Genomic DNA, 15,977 nt, shown 5'->3' on the forward strand with positions numbered 1-15,977 from the left:
ATCGGGGGCTGAAGTAGTTTTAGTTCATAGTAAAAACTATTCTTACCAATACCTGCTTATTAAGTTTCGCTATTTAAAGCCCAGACTCCCGGCAGCGTCCGTGTTGAAGAAATTCATCACGCGTTGCCATATTATTAACCTGCTACCTCTTCAAACTCAAAATATCATGCACCGCATGCTCCGCTTTTGGGTATTGAAATATAAACCCGCTATCCAGTAAGCGTTTGGGCATTACCCACCGGCTTTTTAATATCAGTTCGGTTTCGGTACCGATTACCATCGCGCCGACTTCCAGCAGCCACTGAGGGGCAGGTAAACCGAAAGGCGCACCATAAGCCTTGCGGATAATCTGCATCATATCAGTATTCTTTGCGGCTTCAGGGGCAGTGCAGTTAAATATGCCATTTAATTCGGGGTGGTCTAACAGCCATTGGGTGCTCCGGGCTACATCATGCTCATGCACCCAGGCTATGTATTGCTGCCCATCGCCTTGTTTGCCGCCGAGGCCAAACCTAACCAGGTTAAGCAACCGCGGAAAAACGCTGTCGCTTCGGCCTAACACAATGCCCATGCGCAGGGCAATTTTACGGGTATGGGGCGTATCTGTTTTAAAGAAAGTGTTTTCCCAGATGTTGCAAACATCAATAGAAAAGCCATAACCAATCTCACCGGTATCCTCATCCTGCGGACGGTCTTCAGCATGCCGATAGATGGTGGCAGAAGTTACATTGATCCAAACCTTTGGCGGGTTTTCCATCTTATGGATCACCCTGCCTAATAGTTCGGTAGGTACCACCCTTGAACGGATGATCTCCCGCTTGTTCTTTTCGGTATAGCGGCAGTTTACATTTTTGCCGCACAGGTTGATCAGCATATCGGCACCGGCAAGGTGAACCGTCCATCCCCCTTCGGTTTCACCATTCCAAACAGCGGTATGTACATTGCCATCAACAGGTTTTTGTTTGCGGGCCAGGATGATCACCTCGTCTGCCAAATCGCGGTAGTATTTGGCCAGCACGGTACCGAGATAACCGTTGCCGCCGGCCAGTACGATTTTTTTATAAGCTTTCATGATCAGTTAAGGTTTAAAATAAGTAATAATAAAACAATACGATAAGTTACCCAGGTAACGGTGAGCACCCAGCCAAGCCCAAGCAATTTGGTACGGCGGACGTGTTCAAGGAGCATTAAACCTGCTACCGCCATAAAGTACAGGGTGTAAATCAGCGGGCCGAATTGAAAAAAGTGATTTACAACCAACCCCATCAGCAGTAATAAGCTGCCGGCAAAAGAGATGGTCATCATGTTGCCGAGGTAGGTCCACAGGTTACGGCGGTCAAAGCTGCATATAGCTGCTCCCTGGAAAAGGATCTGCCCGCCACAAATCAGGTACTCACGATAGGGGCTGCCTAAAGGAACAATCCCCCTAAGCAGATGTGCATAAGCGGTAAGGATAAACCCTGTACAAAACCAGGTGAAAAGCAAATACAATAAACGATAATGCAGCTTAAACGCAGGCTGGTATTCGAAGCCGGTTTCGGCAGCAGGGATAATTACCCTCCTATTGTATGATATAAAAGCATAAACCTTGCTCATGAGCCAGATGAATGGTTTAAAAGCAAATAAGGGAGTAAATACAGGCCAGGTATTGGCAATTATTTTGAAAAGGCTTTTAACACCGTAGGTAACCTCGCCGCTTTTCAGGTTAATTAAGGCTATTTCGTTAACAGCCCGTTGCCTGTCATAAACAGGGCAGGTACCTGCATGTGCTTCCTGGTACGCAGCGCGGCCATCAGCATCAAGCATCCCTGTTTTTACAAAGGCACCGGTATAAGCACGGCACATGGGGCATTCTGCATCAAACAGGATCATGTGGTTCTTGAGCGTTTTCATAATTTTCAGTGTTTTCTGAAACAAATATACAATATATTTTAAACTTTCAATAAATACTGAAATTAAATTAAGTATGCCGGCGTGTTAACTCACCCCGACATCGCTGCGCTTGTCACCCCTCTCTACGCAAGCGTAAAGAGGGGATTTATTCTTTTATTTTTCTTACCTTCTTTCCGCCGAAGGCGAAGAGAGGGTGGTCCAGCGAAGCGCAGACCGGGTGAGTTAACTATGCGCGATGCAAATAATTTGAGAAAACTCAATCCCCCTCTTGCAAAATCAAATCTTATATTTAACTTTGAACAACAAAGTACTTTTGATGAAAGAACAAGATATTCATGCAGAGTTAAGTTCCATCCGCGACCTGATGGAGCGTTCGGCCAAGTTTATTTCGCTTAGCGGCCTTTCGGGTGTGATGGCAGGCATCTATGCCTTCGCCGGCGCCGGCATAGGATACAGTTTGCTGCAGGGCGAGTATACTACCCTCAGGGAGCGCCATACTTACAATGAAGAATTGCTGATCATAAAATTATTTATCGTGGCAATCGCGGTGCTTGTATTGTCTATTGGCACAGGGATCTGGTTATCGGTACGCAAGGCTAAAAAAAACAGTCAGCCTTTTTGGGGCGCCGGAAGCAAACGCCTGCTCATTAATATGGCAATCCCATTGGTAAGCGGCGGTTTATTTACTATTATACTTGTTTATCGTGGTTATTATGGTGTTGTGGCACCTGCTACATTGATATTTTATGGCATGTCGTTAGTTGCAGGCAGCCATTATACATATTCGGGTATTAGAAGCTTGGGGATATTGGAGATTTTATTAGGTTTGCTGTGTGCTGTAATGCCGGGTTACGGCTTAATTTTCTGGAGTCTGGGTTTCGGCCTGCTCCACATTATTTATGGTACAGTAATGCATTTTAGATACGATAAGTGAAGATATCATTAGATCAGTTTGATAAAGCCTTTGAAAACCGCATTCGCCTGCAAATCATGAGCGTATTGGTTGCTAATGAAAGCTACGACTTTAACTCGCTTAAAGAATTGCTTAACCTTACCGACGGTAACCTGGCATCGCACCTGAAAGCGCTGGAGAAGGAAGAATACATCCAGGTGGAGAAAACTTTCATAGGCCGCAAACCCAATACACGTTACCTGGCATCCGAAAAAGGGCGGGCCGCCTTCAAATTGCACCTCCTTGCCCTCGAAAATTTGATCAAACAACAAAAACTGTAATTTTTTTTATCTATAAACTTTGAAATACAAAGTACTTTTAATTTATAAAATATGAAAAACCTTAAAGCAATTTTATTTGAAGATAGTGTTGTTAAACTTGGCCTAATCCTAATCACTATATCTGCCGGATTCTTCCTTATGGAGGGGTCCGGCCTTTTTGAACTTACCGAAGGAACTGCTTTTGGTGCTTTTTGCTTCAATTACTCCGCCTCACTTGTGTTTTTCTTTGTGGTGATATATAAAGGATTCAGGCGCTTACATTATTGGGTGCTCCTCCTGGCACTTTGGTTCATCAGCGCGTTCGCACTTAACCTGAGCATCCCTGTTTTCAACACTTCGGTTACCTGGCTGTCGGTTGTTATCTGTATCTCCACAATCAGCATTATACTTTCTGTATTTATGAATGAGCTCAGTTCAAAAATGAAACACGTGGTGACATTTTTCCTGGGGATGGCTTTCCTGCTTTTTATTTATTACAGCGTATACCTTACCTCCATGTATCTCATCGGCATTTTTGCAGCTATCGCGCTGGGGCTTTCGCTGCATGTTTTTGTGCCGATGGGTTTGGCTATAGTAACGTTTATCACCATTAAAAGAACAGTAAGGGGCAGCAAGTCCTTAAAAATGGCATTGGGGGCTGGCCTGTTAGTGCCTGTCATTGCATGCAGCATATTTATATGGCAATGGAAAAGCATCAATAACCAGGTTAACCTTGCTATCAATCACAATACACTGTCTGAAGGCAAACTGCCGACCTGGGTGGTGATCAGTCAAAATATCCCTAAAAACGCTATAGCGCAACGGATCATCAAAGCGGGCATCGTGTATAAAACTGCCAACCTTAGTGATAGCTGGTATTGGGGCGATTGGAATAAAGCCTCATTCGATGAACCAATGCAGCATGATCCTTTTATAGTGATAGCAAGCCTGTTTGGCGGCGACTTAAACCTTGACGAAAAGGAGCGGATAAAAATATTAGAAGCCATGTACGATTCCCGCCACCAGGCGCAGGAACGGCTTTGGAGCGGCGATAAGTTAAAAACGGCCAACGTGATCACCAATGTTAAAATCTTTCCTGAATACCGTTTAGCTTATACCGAAAAAACACTAACCGTACACAACACTGAGAACGGGGGCGTTCGGGCATGGCTTGGCAAAGAAGAGGCGATATACACATTCCATGTGCCCGAAGGTTCGGTTGTTAGTTCCTTATCATTATGGATAGATGGTAAAGAACAAAAATCAAGATTAACCACCAAAGCCAAAGCCGACTCTGCCTATCACGAGATTGTAGGTGTTGAGCAGCATGACCCATCGGTAATTCACTGGCAGGAGGGCAATACAGTAACGGCACGAATTTTTCCATGTACTCCCGAAGAAAACCGCAAATTCAGGGTGGGGATCACCAGTCCGCTGCGCAAGCAAAGCGATATGCTTACCTATGAAAGCAGTTATTTCGATGGCCCATCGCCCGAAGACGCAACCGAAGCCATCCAGGTATCTTTTTCGAAGAAACCTGAAAGCCTCCACATGCCAAACTTTGATGAGATCAGCGAAGGCGTTTATACTGCCGACCGGCCTTATCAACCGGATGAGCAGATCACGTTTAAAGCCCCGCCGCTTGCCGATATGCCGTTCGCATTTGCAGGCAAAGGCTATCAGCTGAAAGATTATGTGCCTCAAACCACAAACTTTAACCCGGAAGCCGTCTACCTCGACCTTAACGCAAGCTGGTCGGCCAGCGAACTGGACGAGCTTTGGCCGGCCATCAAAACCAAAAAAGTTTACTATTACGATGGCAAGCTTGAGGCTTTGACTGAAGATAACCGTGACAATGTTTACAGCAGGATGGGCAAACTCAACTTCAGTATGTTCCCGGTTAATGAGATCAAACACCCCGAAAGTTCATTGCTGATTACCAAATGCGCCGAAACCTCTCCTAACCTGCGCGACCTTGACGAATCGGAGTTTGGCAAAGCATTAACCAGCTATCTGCCGGGTGCAAAACAATTGCAGTTATACAATATCGGCACCAACCTAACACCTTATTTAAAGGCATTGAAAGAGATGCGGGTATTCACTTATAACGAAGGAGATGTAGCAACGCTGCAAAGTAAGCTCACAAAACATGAATTTAGCCATTCGCAGGAAGATTCAACTCATGTTGTGCTCGCTCAATCGGGTTTAGTTATTGAACAAACTGGCGATACTTTAAAAGCAGGCAATGCGCCTGACCACCTGCTACGCCTGTTTGCTTATAACGATATTATGAAAAAGGTTGGTCCGCATTATTTTGATAAAACCTATGTGCAGCCGGATATTATCGATGAGGCTAACCAGGCTTTTATAGCCTCGCCTGTTTCGAGCCTTATTGTACTCGAAACTCAAAAAGATTATGAACGCTTCGGGATTGATGAAAATAAGAACAGCCTTCAAAACGCTTCTGCAAAATCATCGGGCGCAGTACCCGAACCCGGTGAGTGGTTGTTGATCCTGGTTGTAATAGCGGTGATAAATTTCTTAGTATATAAGAGCAAGCATGTTCAGCCGGAGCTATAATTTGCAGGAGTATATCTCATTTAAATTAACCGGCAGCAGGCTAATCATCAGTAGCTGCTGGTTAATATACATTGGCATTGCAGCGAGGTTAGGTATCATTTATTTTAAGTGGGATGCCAATACGGTGCTTGGCCTGGCGTTGCTGCCTTATATCTGCAAGGTAAAGCGTGGGAGCCTTTCATTAAGGCACCTCGTCCCGGCCATTGTTTTTACAACAGTTGCCATTTATTTTCCGGTTAAAACAAATTTGTTCCTGGCCTTGCTGTTTTCTGCACTGCTTTTCTTTGAGAACTTAAAAGGAAAAATAAGCCTGGTATTGTTCCTGTTGTTATTGCTCATTTCACCCGCGTTCGAATATGTCAGTAATACATTCAGCTTTCCTTTAAGGATCTGGCTTAGTGAAGTAGCAGCCTCTCTGCTTGCATCTATGGGAATGGAAGCCAGCGCTGCAGGCAACATCATCCGGTTTAAAGGTTTCGAATTTTCTGTGGACCAGGCCTGCGCAGGTTTGCATATGCTTGCCACCTCGTTCATGATCTGCCTGTTTATAATAGCTCATTACCAGCGGCAGGCGGCAAAGCAATTGCACCTGGTGTGGATCTTGTTTTTGTTGGTGCTTACTTTTGCGCTCAACATCCTGTGCAACCTTTGCCGTATCCTGCTGCTGGTTTTTTTCAAAATACCGGCTGGTACAACGATGCATGACCTGACCGGGATTATCTGCCTGCTCATTTACGTGGTATTGCCTTTATTGTTCCTTTCTTCTTTCGTATTGAAACGAACCGAAAAACCATACATCGATCCGCGGTTTTATAAAACCATCAGGCTGGCGCCGGATGAACTGCGCTTCCCGCTGATACACCTTGCTTTGGCCGTGGCGTTGGTTGTAATAACTATAAACATCAAATCGATAGATGACCTGGAGGACAAAAGCGTAAGTAACGTATCCTTACCCGGTTATAAAAAATCGGTACTGGAAAGCGGGGTAATTAAATTTGAAAATACCGGTGCGCTGGTTTATGTGAAACCCTCTCGATTTTATTGCCCCGAACATGACCCCATGATTTGCTGGCAGGGAAGCGGTTATATTTTCAGTACGATAAAAAAGGAAGTAATTGCCGGTCGGCAGGTTTATTTAGGAGTGCTTACCAAGGCAAAGGATAAGATTTACGCTGCCTGGTGGTTTGATAATGGTAACATGAAATCAATCAATGAGTTTGAATGGCGATGGGCAGCAGCAAAAGGAGCCAAGCCGTTTTACCTGGTAAACGTTAACGCAGCTACAGAAGCCGCATTGTTAGAGGCCGTGAAGAATTTGCCGGCTATTAAACAATAAATGAAAAATTTTACACTAATTTTTACGTATTAATCGAATTGAATCAATTTTATATTCGTGTAATTCGATTAATTGTGGAGATCTTATAAAGCATTTGTGTAGAAATTTTTTAATATAAAATTGGTAAAACGGATCGAATTATGAGGTTTCCCTACATTGCATGAAACATAAATAAACTTCCATAATTTTCTTATTACTTTTACAAAAACCAATAGGTTATTCATGAGTAATACCTTTAACCGACCAATCCGTGTTTTAGTTGCCAAAGTAGGGCTCGATGGCCATGACCGCGGCGCGCGCATTATTGCCACTTCGCTGCGCGATGCAGGTATGGAAGTTATTTATACCGGGCTACGCCAAACCCCCGAAATGGTGGTGAATACAGCCCTGCAGGAAGATGTGGACGCCATTGGCATTTCTATACTTTCGGGCGCGCACATGACGGTATTTCCGCGCATCATTAATCTCATTAAAGAGAAAAAAATGGATGATGTTTTGGTTACCGGCGGTGGTATTATTCCGCATGAAGATATGCTTGAGCTGCAAAAGCTGGGTGTTGGCGAGCTTTTTCCGCCCGGCACCAGTACGCAGGATATTGTAAAATATATAACCGCTTGGGTACATGAACACCGCAATTTCTAATACCTATGGAATTTCAAAATTTACTGATAACAAACAAGGGCCGCGTTCAACAAATCACCATTAACCGCGAAAGCAAACTAAACGCTCTTAATAAAGATACGCTGGCCGAACTGCATAGCGCTTTTACTGAAGCTTTCCAAAATCCGAAGGTAGGTGGTATCATCATTACCGGAGCCGGACCAAAAGCATTTGTTGCCGGAGCTGATATCAGTGAGTTTGCAGCGCTGAATATTGAAGGGGGGGCACAGCTTTCGCGTACTGGCCACACCGCAGTTTTTGATTTAATAGCAAACGGCAGCAAGCCTGTAATAGCAGCGGTAAATGGGTTTGCTTTGGGCGGTGGGCTCGAACTGGCCATGGCCTGCCACATCCGCATAGCATCTGACAATGCTAAAATGGGCCTGCCTGAAGTTACTTTGGGGCTGATTCCTGGTTATGGTGGTACACAACGCCTTACCCAACTGGTTGGTAAAGGCAAAGCGATGGAAATGATCCTGACCGCAGATATGATCACCGCGGGCGATGCCCTGCAATATGGCCTGGTTACCCACGTAGTTAACCCCGAAGAACTATTAACTAAAGCCGAAGAGATCCTGAATAAAATATTATCCCGTGCCCCTTTAGCCCTTGCGGCAGCTATCCGCAGTATCAATGCCGCTTATACCGATGGCGTTAACGGCTACGAAACTGAAATAACCGAATTTGGGAAATGCTTCGGCACAAAAGATTTTCAAGAAGGCGTAGCAGCCTTTATGGAAAAACGGAAGGCTGAATTTAAAGGAGAATAGAAGCTAAAAGCTGAAAACTCAAGGCTATGCCGTTGTTGTCGTCACGGGTGTCCGGAACACAAAAAACATGTCATTGCGAGGAGGAACGACGAAGCAATCGCATGCTATACAGGGCGGATATTCTTCCGTGCGATTGCCACGCTACGCTCGCAATGACATGATTTTTTTAAGGGGGCCAGGGGTGATTACTTTTTACCCCAACCGTCCTTCAATGTAACGGTGCGGTTAAACACCAGTTTATCATCAGTCGAGTTTTTATCTAAAGTAAAATAGCCTTTTCGCATAAACTGAACCGGCTTGCCTAACTCGGCATTAACTAAATCTGGTTCAATGTATACGGTTGATAATACATGCAGGCTGTTAGGGTTGATATAATCTTTAAAGTCGCCATCCTCATTTGAAGGGTCTTCAACCTGGAATAAACGGTCGTATAACCTCACCTCGGCAGTTTTGGCGTGTTCAACACTCACCCAGTGGATGGTGCCTTTTACATTAATGCCGCTGGTATCATGGCCCGATTTTGATTCGGGCAGGTAGCTGCAATGAATTTCGGTGATATTACCATCGGCATCTTTAACAATGCTTTCACCTTTAATGATATAAGCGTTTTTAAGGCGAACCATCAGCCCGATACCCAGGCGGAAGAACTTTTTAGGTGCAACCTCCATAAAATCCTCACGCTCTATCCACAACTCACGGCCGAAAGGGATATCCCTGCCGCCGTCACCGCCTTCAACTTCGGGGTTATTTTCGCCATGCATCACTTCGGTTTCGCCTTCGGGATAATTATCCAGGATCAGCTTAACCGGATCAAGCACAGCCATACGGCGCCATGCGGTTTTGTTCAGGTCCTCGCGGATACAAAACTCCAGCAAGCCAACATCTATCATGTTTTCGCGTTTGGCAACGCCAATACGCTCGCAAAACTCACGGATAGAAGCAGGGGTATAACCACGGCGGCGTAAACCACTGATGGTAGGCATACGCGGATCGTCCCAGCCATCAACATAGTTTTCGTTAACCAGCTGCAGCAATTTGCGCTTGCTCATTACCGTATAATTAAGGTTTAAGCGGGCGAACTCGTATTGTTTTGACGGGAAAATATTCAGTTTTTCAATAAACCAATCGTACAATGGACGGTGAGGTACAAACTCCAGCGTACAGATAGAGTGTGTGATCTCTTCAATAGCATCCGATTGCCCGTGAGCAAAATCATACATGGGGTAAATACACCATTTATTGCCTGTACGATGGTGATGAGCGTGTTTAATACGATACATCAATGGGTCGCGCAGGTGCATGTTGGGCGATGCCAGGTCAACCTTGGCACGCAGTACTTTCGCGCCGTCGGGGTATTTGCCATCCTTCATATCGGCAAACAGCTGCAGGTTTTCTTCTACTGAGCGACTGCGGTACTGGTTGGGCGTACCAGGTTCGGTAGGCGTACCTTTCTGGGCGGCTATTTCTTCGGCTGTGCTGTCATCAACATAGGCCAGGTTATTTTTGATCAGTTCAACGGCAAAGGCATACAGCTGATCGAAATAATCAGAAGCATAAAGCTCATTGGCCCAATCAAAGCCAAGCCATTTTACATCTTCCTTAATACTGTCAACATATTCAACATCCTCCTTAACGGGGTTGGTATCGTCAAAACGGAGGTTGGTAAGGCCATTGTATTTTTTTGCCAAACCAAAGTTAAGGCAAATTGACTTGGCATGACCAATATGCAGGTAACCATTAGGTTCGGGCGGGAAACGGGTAAGTACACGGTTGTCGTTTTTACCGGCAGCCAAATCTTCTTCTACAATTTCCTCTATAAAGTTCAGTGATCTTTCTTCGCTCATAAATTAGTATAGCAATATGAGCAAAAGTAACAAAATTTTAGGCGGCTGTGCGCATTATCATAGCATATTCGGTTGTGTATTATTGGCCAGTCAAAACAGGAAGCCATGCCGGATATATCGGCGTCCCATACCTCGGGTATCCAATGCAAGGAGATGGCCTCCCAATCGGGTTTATAACATGGGCGTTGCCTGCGGCCCGGGCTATCCGTTGCAAGTCCTCGCATTGCCCCTACGCTCCCCCTCGTTCGCTGCGGGCTTTCCACTTCTATCCCTAACGCGCCTCCTGCACAAACCAATAACAATACCAAAATCTAAAGCCTGCAATAGTCCAATTCTTACTTTTTAAAATATTTTAAAAAGTAAGAATTTTAATATATACATCACACATAAATTATTAAATTACGCCCACCATTTAAACCAGCATGAAACTGGTGCGGGGCAACAAAAAAACAAACAATTTAAACCCGGAACAGCTTCATCAACCAAACAACCAACCGATGAAAATTACATCATTTGAAGAGTACAAAAAAGTTTACCAGCAAAGTGTTGAGCAGCCCGAGCAGTTTTGGGCCGGCATTGCCGATAATTTTTTATGGCAAAAAAAGTGGGACACCGTACTGGACTGGAACTTTAAGGAGCCTAAGATCAAATGGTTCCAGGGTGCAAAACTCAATATTACCGAAAACTGTCTCGACCGTCACCTCGAAACTCTTGGCGATAAACCGGCCATCATCTGGGAACCTAACGACCCGGAAGAAGACCACCGGATATTAACATACCGCCAGTTGCATGATAAAGTGTGCCAGTTTGCCAACGTACTTAAAAATAACGGCGCAAAAAAAGGGGACCGTGTTTGTATTTATATGCCCATGATCCCCGAGCTGGCTATTGCTGTTTTGGCTTGCGCGCGTATCGGTGCTATCCACTCGGTAGTGTTTGGTGGTTTTTCTGCACAGTCCATTGCCGATAGGATCAATGATGCCGAGTGCAACATCGTGATCACCTGCGATGGCGGCAAGCGCGGCAACAAGGAAGTGCCGCTCAAAACTGTGATTGATGATGCTTTGGTACAATGCCGTTCGGTTAAAAAAGTGATTGTGCTTACACGCAGCCGCACGCCGGTATCCATGATCAAAGGCCGCGATGTTTGGTGGGAAGATGAGATCAAAAAAGTGGAAACACAAGGTAACCCAAGCTGCCCCGCCGAGGTAATGGATGCCGAAGATATGCTCTTCATCCTGTACACATCTGGCTCAACGGGTAAACCCAAAGGGGTGGTACATACCTGCGGCGGCTATATGGTTTATACCGGTTATACTTTTGCCAACGTATTTCAGTACAACCAGGGCGAGGTATATTTCTGTACTGCCGATATCGGCTGGATCACCGGTCACTCTTATATCGTATATGGCCCGCTTTCCCAGGGGGCTACCACGCTGATGTTCGAAGGGATCCCAACTTATCCTGACTGCGGCCGCTTTTGGGAGATTGTAGATAAATTCAAAGTAAACATATTATATACCGCGCCGACAGCTATCCGCTCACTGATGAGTTTTGGGCTGGACAATGTCAATAATAAAGACCTTAGCTCGCTTAAAAAATTGGGCTCTGTAGGTGAGCCTATCAATGAGGAAGCATGGCATTGGTTTGATGACAATATCGGCAAAAACCGCTGCCCGATTGTTGACACCTGGTGGCAAACCGAAAATGGCGGTATCATGATTTCTCCTATCGCCGGCATTACCCCAACCAAACCGGGTTATGCTACCTTACCATTACCAGGCGTGCAACCCGTGTTGGTTGACGAAAACGGCAAAGTGATTGAAGGCAACGGTGTAAGCGGCAACCTGTGTATCAAATTTCCGTGGCCGGGCATGCTGCGCACTACTTATGGCGATCATGAGCGCTGCCGCACCACTTACTTCGCCACTTACGAAAACATGTATTTCACCGGGGATGGCTGTCTGCGCGATGAGGACGGCTATTACCGCATTACCGGTCGCGTGGATGACGTACTGAACGTATCCGGCCACCGTATAGGCACTGCCGAAGTGGAGAATGCCATCAACATGCATAGTAGCGTAGTTGAATCGGCGGTGGTGGGTTATCCGCACGATATTAAAGGCCAGGGTGTTTATGCCTATGTGGTGAGCCCCGATAAGCATGGCGATGAGGACATTACCCGCAAGGATATCATCATGACGGTATCACGTATCATTGGCCCGATAGCCAAACCTGATAAGATCCAGTTTGTAACCGGCTTGCCAAAGACCCGTTCGGGCAAGATCATGCGCCGCATTTTGCGCAAGATAGCCGAGGGGGATACCTCAAACCTGGGCGATACCAGTACTTTGCTTGATCCGGCAGTAGTTGACGAAATCAAAGCAGGGGCCTTATAATATTTAAGAAAAACTAATTCGCATTTTTTGTGAATGCAGCCCAAACATAAAACGGGATCCCGGCCATCAGCAGTAAAAAGCCGTAATACACAGCTTCCTGCCCGGCTCCCGCAATAGCCCAAAGCGCATAGGCAAAAGCCAGCATAGCCAGTGCTATAGCTCCGGCCCAGCCCCCTGCCTTTGGGCTTTTTCGTACCCGGATAACCAGGTAAGCCGCTGCCGATAACAAATAGGGGATCAAAACGCTCAACAGCGAAAGCAGCAGCAGAAATTTAAATTGTGTTACCAGGCCTTTGGTATAATTCATGGCCATAAACAGCGATACCATGATACTGCTGATGATAATACCCATATAAGGTACACCCTTTTTATTAGTGCGGCTGAATATCGGCGGGAAAAGTTGATCTTTTGAAATGGCATAAGGCACTTGCCCCTGCAATAACGTCCACCCGTTCAGTGAACCGAAAGCGGCGATGGCAATACCGGCGCTTACCCAGTAGCGGGCGCTGCTGCCGTAGATGATCATCGCGGTGTCGGCATAAGGCGTAAGTGACTTTTGCAGCTGCGCCGCCGGGATAATACCGATCACGCTTACACTCCCCAGTATATAGATAAAGGTGGTAATAAGCAGCCCCAGCATGGTTGCCCTGGCCACTGTTTTTTCGGGATTGGCCACGCTGCCCGATGGTACGGTGGCGCTTTCAATACCAATAAAAGCAAACATGGTCATGGTAGCCGTTGCCTGCAGGGCGCTGACTATGCCTGTCCCGCTGGCGTTAAAAGGACTGAAGTTTGCTGCCTTAATGAAAAACAAACCGCCGATAGCTACCAGCAGCAGTGGTAACACCTTTAAAATAGTGGTAACCAATTGCAGCTTGCCGCCAGTAACAACGCCCAATGTATTGATATAAGCTAATAACCAGATAGAACATAAACCGGTAATCACAGCTACAACACTGCTGCTTCCCAATATTGGAAAAAAGGTGCTTAAAGCGCTCACAAACGAGATAGTAATTGCCGCGTTGGCACAGGCCACAGCGAGGTAATATCCCCAGGCCACTAAAAATCCAATAAAATCGCCCAACCCGTCGCGGGTGTAGGCATACGGCCCGCCGGTGGCATGGGGCAGCAGCTTGCTCAGGTTGCTGAAAACCTTCGCTAAAAAGAACGAGCCTATTGCCGAAAACACCCAGCCCAGCAAACCAATACTCCCGAACGAAGCCATAGCCGCGGGCATCAGGAAAATGCCTGCACCAATCATATTGCCAATCACCAGCGAGGTGCTGGTCCACAGGCCTAATTTGTTTTTTTCGGGATGAGTTTCGGGCATGGATCTTTTGTTTTGTTGAAAAGATAGGATTTTTTGGGATAACATGATATCCTTACATCCGGCCCATGTTATAATATTTAGTCTCTCAGCCAATAAAAATGAATCTTCCTAAACATTTACCTGCAAAATCGCTTTTATAGCAGGGCATTGCCGTTTAATACCAATCCTGCATTTAGATAACCTGTTCGTCTCAAATGAAAAGCAAAAAAACTATGACCGGCGTGATGCTGGTGCTGTGTGCACTGTTGATTATCAGTTTTAAAAATATAGGCCATAACACTGTACCGCCTGCTGCTGACACCACCAATGGCGGCTTATTCCTGCCCGGCAAATTTAAAGCGGTTGTGGTGGTGGATAGTTTGGAAGGCCGCGCGCGTCATATCGCGGTGAACACCAATGGCGATGTTTATGTAAAACTCCGCTTCCCCGATTCTATCGGTGGTAATGTTGCGCTGCGTGATACCAATGGTGATGGCCGGGCAGATATTATTAAAAAGTTTGCCAATTATGAAGATAAAGGTCCGTATGGTACAGGGATGCGGGTGCATAAAGGCTACCTGTACTTTAGTTCGGAAGAAAATTTTTATCGCACTAAACTAAATCCTAAATTGCTGGTGCCTGATGGCCCGTTAGAATTGATCTTGCATGATGCTACCGCTCCGCATGAACATGATGCCAAGCCTTTGGCTTTTGATAATGCCGGGCACATGTACGTAGCATTTGGCGCGCCCTCAAACGCCTGCCAGGAGCAAAACAGGGTCCCCGGTTCAAAAGGGATCAAGGGCTGCCCCTTGCTGCAGCAATATGGGGGCATCTGGCAGTTTGATGAGGCTAAACCCAACCAGGTACAGACAGACGGCATCCGTTATGCTACCGGTCTGCGCAGTGTTGTTGCCATGGACTGGAATATTGCCGACAATTGCCTGTATGTGGTGGCCCACGGCCGCGACGACCTGCGTCTGCAGTTCCCTAAAATATTCAGCGCCTGGCAAAGCGCGGTGCTGCCTGCTGAAGAGTTTATTAAAGTAAAAAAGGGCACTGATGTAGGCTGGCCATATTATTATTACGATCCTATTAAAAAGAAAAAACTTCTGAACCCCGAATATGGCGGCGATGGCATAAAAGCCGGCAACGGCGCTAAATACACTCAGCCTATTATGGCTTTCCCGGCGCACTGGGCCCCCAACGACCTGTTTTTTTATACCGGCGATCAGTTCCCGGCAAGATATAAAAACGGGGCTTTTATTGCTTTTCATGGTTCAACCAACAGATCGCCTTACCCACAGGCTGGCTTTTTTGTATGCTTTGTACCCTTTAAAAACGGCAAACCTTTTGGGCAATGGGAAATTTTTGCCGATGGCTTTACCGGAAAAAACACGGTAGTAAGCGTAAGTGACGCGGCTTACCGGCCAATGGGGCTGGCCATGGGGCCGGATGGCTCCTTATACATCAGCGAAACAGAGGAAGGAAAGATCTGGAAAATTTCCTACACGGGTAACAAAGCCGGGTTTGGCAAGGCCGAACTTGCCAAAATGGAGCTCCGTAAAAAACTTCCGGGTTTCAGGTTGCCCGATGTTTTAAAGAGCGATTTGCAAACCGGCATGCTCAAAGGTGGCGCTAAAATTTACAATACCTATTGTGCCAACTGCCATCAAAAAAATGGCCGCGGCGATGGTAATATGATCCCGCCGCTTAGCGGATCTGAATGGGTAACCGGTGGTAAGTTTATGGAAAAAGACCTCGCTATAAGGGTACTGCTTAATGGTCTGGATGGCCCTATCAAGGTGAAAAACAGGCCTTACAACAGCGCCATGCCCAAGCATAATTTTTTAAGTGATGCTGATATCGCGGCGGTACTTACCTATATCCGCAATAATTTTGGTAATAACAGCAGCCTGGTTACCGCGGCTGAGGTAAAAAAGGTTAGGGCTGAACTGGGTAAATAGGATTAAA

The 15,977-nt window shown here is 46.0% G+C and carries 12 protein-coding genes; 8 read left to right on the forward strand and 4 right to left on the reverse strand.

Features of this window, described 5'->3' with window-relative positions:
* Window positions 1–142 precede the first annotated feature (142 nt).
* Together ABID99_RS25245 and ABID99_RS25250 are read right to left on the reverse strand one after the other, a co-directional pair.
* The gene (locus ABID99_RS25245) at window positions 143–1,072 is read right to left on the reverse strand and encodes a TIGR01777 family oxidoreductase (protein WP_090532387.1); all 930 of its coding nucleotides are present in this window, start codon (window positions 1,070–1,072) and stop codon (window positions 143–145) included.
* Between the two features lie 2 nt (window positions 1,073–1,074).
* Window positions 1,075–1,893, reverse strand: coding sequence for a DCC1-like thiol-disulfide oxidoreductase family protein (locus ABID99_RS25250; RefSeq protein WP_188833655.1), 819 nt, complete (start codon window positions 1,891–1,893; stop codon window positions 1,075–1,077).
* 316 nt (window positions 1,894–2,209) lie between these two features.
* Here ABID99_RS25250 and ABID99_RS25255 point away from each other — a divergent pair, with 316 nt between their 5' ends.
* From ABID99_RS25255 to ABID99_RS25280, 6 genes are all read left to right on the forward strand, one after another.
* Window positions 2,210–2,827 (forward strand): hypothetical protein, encoded by a 618-nt coding sequence (locus tag ABID99_RS25255; protein WP_188833656.1) that lies wholly within the window; start codon window positions 2,210–2,212, stop codon window positions 2,825–2,827.
* A complete protein-coding gene (locus tag ABID99_RS25260) occupies window positions 2,824–3,126 on the forward strand; it encodes a transcriptional regulator (RefSeq protein WP_091166986.1) in 303 nt (100 codons plus the stop codon). The genes ABID99_RS25255 and ABID99_RS25260 overlap by 4 nt, the downstream gene beginning before the upstream one ends.
* 51 nt (window positions 3,127–3,177) lie before the next feature.
* Window positions 3,178–5,685, forward strand: coding sequence for an XrtN system VIT domain-containing protein (locus tag ABID99_RS25265; RefSeq protein ID WP_373615479.1), 2,508 nt, complete (start codon window positions 3,178–3,180; stop codon window positions 5,683–5,685).
* Window positions 5,666–7,021 (forward strand): exosortase N, encoded by a 1,356-nt coding sequence (gene xrtN / locus ABID99_RS25270; protein WP_373615480.1) that lies wholly within the window; start codon window positions 5,666–5,668, stop codon window positions 7,019–7,021. Before ABID99_RS25265 ends, xrtN begins: the two co-directional genes overlap by 20 nt.
* A 222-nt stretch (window positions 7,022–7,243) precedes the next feature.
* Complete coding sequence (locus ABID99_RS25275; RefSeq protein ID WP_090532397.1) at window positions 7,244–7,663, forward strand: cobalamin B12-binding domain-containing protein; 420 nt, start codon at window positions 7,244–7,246, stop codon at window positions 7,661–7,663.
* A gap of 5 nt (window positions 7,664–7,668) precedes the next feature.
* Complete coding sequence (locus ABID99_RS25280; RefSeq protein ID WP_373615481.1) at window positions 7,669–8,451, forward strand: enoyl-CoA hydratase/isomerase family protein; 783 nt, start codon at window positions 7,669–7,671, stop codon at window positions 8,449–8,451.
* A 185-nt stretch (window positions 8,452–8,636) separates the two neighbouring features.
* Here the strand turns inward: ABID99_RS25280 and ABID99_RS25285 are convergent, their stop codons facing one another.
* Complete coding sequence (locus tag ABID99_RS25285) at window positions 8,637–10,295, reverse strand: glutamine--tRNA ligase/YqeY domain fusion protein (protein ID WP_373615482.1); 1,659 nt, start codon at window positions 10,293–10,295, stop codon at window positions 8,637–8,639.
* Between the two features lie 497 nt (window positions 10,296–10,792).
* Here ABID99_RS25285 and acs point away from each other — a divergent pair, with 497 nt between their 5' ends.
* On the forward strand, window positions 10,793–12,694 hold the full coding sequence (acs, locus tag ABID99_RS25290; protein ID WP_090532845.1) for an acetate--CoA ligase: 1,902 nt from the start codon (window positions 10,793–10,795) through the stop codon (window positions 12,692–12,694).
* Window positions 12,695–12,707: 13 nt separating this feature from the next.
* Here acs and ABID99_RS25295 read toward each other — a convergent pair whose 3' ends face one another.
* A complete protein-coding gene (locus tag ABID99_RS25295) occupies window positions 12,708–14,024 on the reverse strand; it encodes an amino acid permease (protein WP_373615483.1) in 1,317 nt (438 codons plus the stop codon).
* A gap of 194 nt (window positions 14,025–14,218) precedes the next feature.
* Here ABID99_RS25295 and ABID99_RS25300 point away from each other — a divergent pair, with 194 nt between their 5' ends.
* Entirely contained in the window at window positions 14,219–15,970 is a 1,752-nt protein-coding gene (locus ABID99_RS25300; protein ID WP_373615484.1) for a c-type cytochrome, read from the forward strand.
* Window positions 15,971–15,977 lie beyond the last annotated feature (7 nt).

Source organism: Mucilaginibacter sp. OAE612 (assembly GCF_041806395.1).
GTDB classification, from domain to species: Bacteria; Bacteroidota; Bacteroidia; order Sphingobacteriales; family Sphingobacteriaceae; genus Mucilaginibacter; species Mucilaginibacter rubeus.

Bases quoted from the DNA above. Each gene is read 5' to 3' on its own strand.
- ABID99_RS25245 (WP_090532387.1), bottom strand. From the start codon at position 1,072: ATGAAAGCTTATAAAAAAATCGTACTGGCCGGCGGCAACGGTTATCTC.
- ABID99_RS25250 (WP_188833655.1), bottom strand. From the start codon at position 1,893: ATGAAAACGCTCAAGAACCACATGATCCTGTTTGATGCAGAATGCCCC.
- ABID99_RS25255 (WP_188833656.1), top strand. From the start codon at position 2,210: ATGAAAGAACAAGATATTCATGCAGAGTTAAGTTCCATCCGCGACCTG.
- ABID99_RS25265 (WP_373615479.1), top strand. From the start codon at position 3,178: ATGAAAAACCTTAAAGCAATTTTATTTGAAGATAGTGTTGTTAAACTT.
- xrtN (WP_373615480.1), top strand. From the start codon at position 5,666: ATGTTCAGCCGGAGCTATAATTTGCAGGAGTATATCTCATTTAAATTA.
- ABID99_RS25275 (WP_090532397.1), top strand. From the start codon at position 7,244: ATGAGTAATACCTTTAACCGACCAATCCGTGTTTTAGTTGCCAAAGTA.
- ABID99_RS25280 (WP_373615481.1), top strand. From the start codon at position 7,669: ATGGAATTTCAAAATTTACTGATAACAAACAAGGGCCGCGTTCAACAA.
- ABID99_RS25285 (WP_373615482.1), bottom strand. From the start codon at position 10,295: ATGAGCGAAGAAAGATCACTGAACTTTATAGAGGAAATTGTAGAAGAA.
- acs (WP_090532845.1), top strand. From the start codon at position 10,793: ATGAAAATTACATCATTTGAAGAGTACAAAAAAGTTTACCAGCAAAGT.
- ABID99_RS25295 (WP_373615483.1), bottom strand. From the start codon at position 14,024: ATGCCCGAAACTCATCCCGAAAAAAACAAATTAGGCCTGTGGACCAGC.
- ABID99_RS25300 (WP_373615484.1), top strand. From the start codon at position 14,219: ATGAAAAGCAAAAAAACTATGACCGGCGTGATGCTGGTGCTGTGTGCA.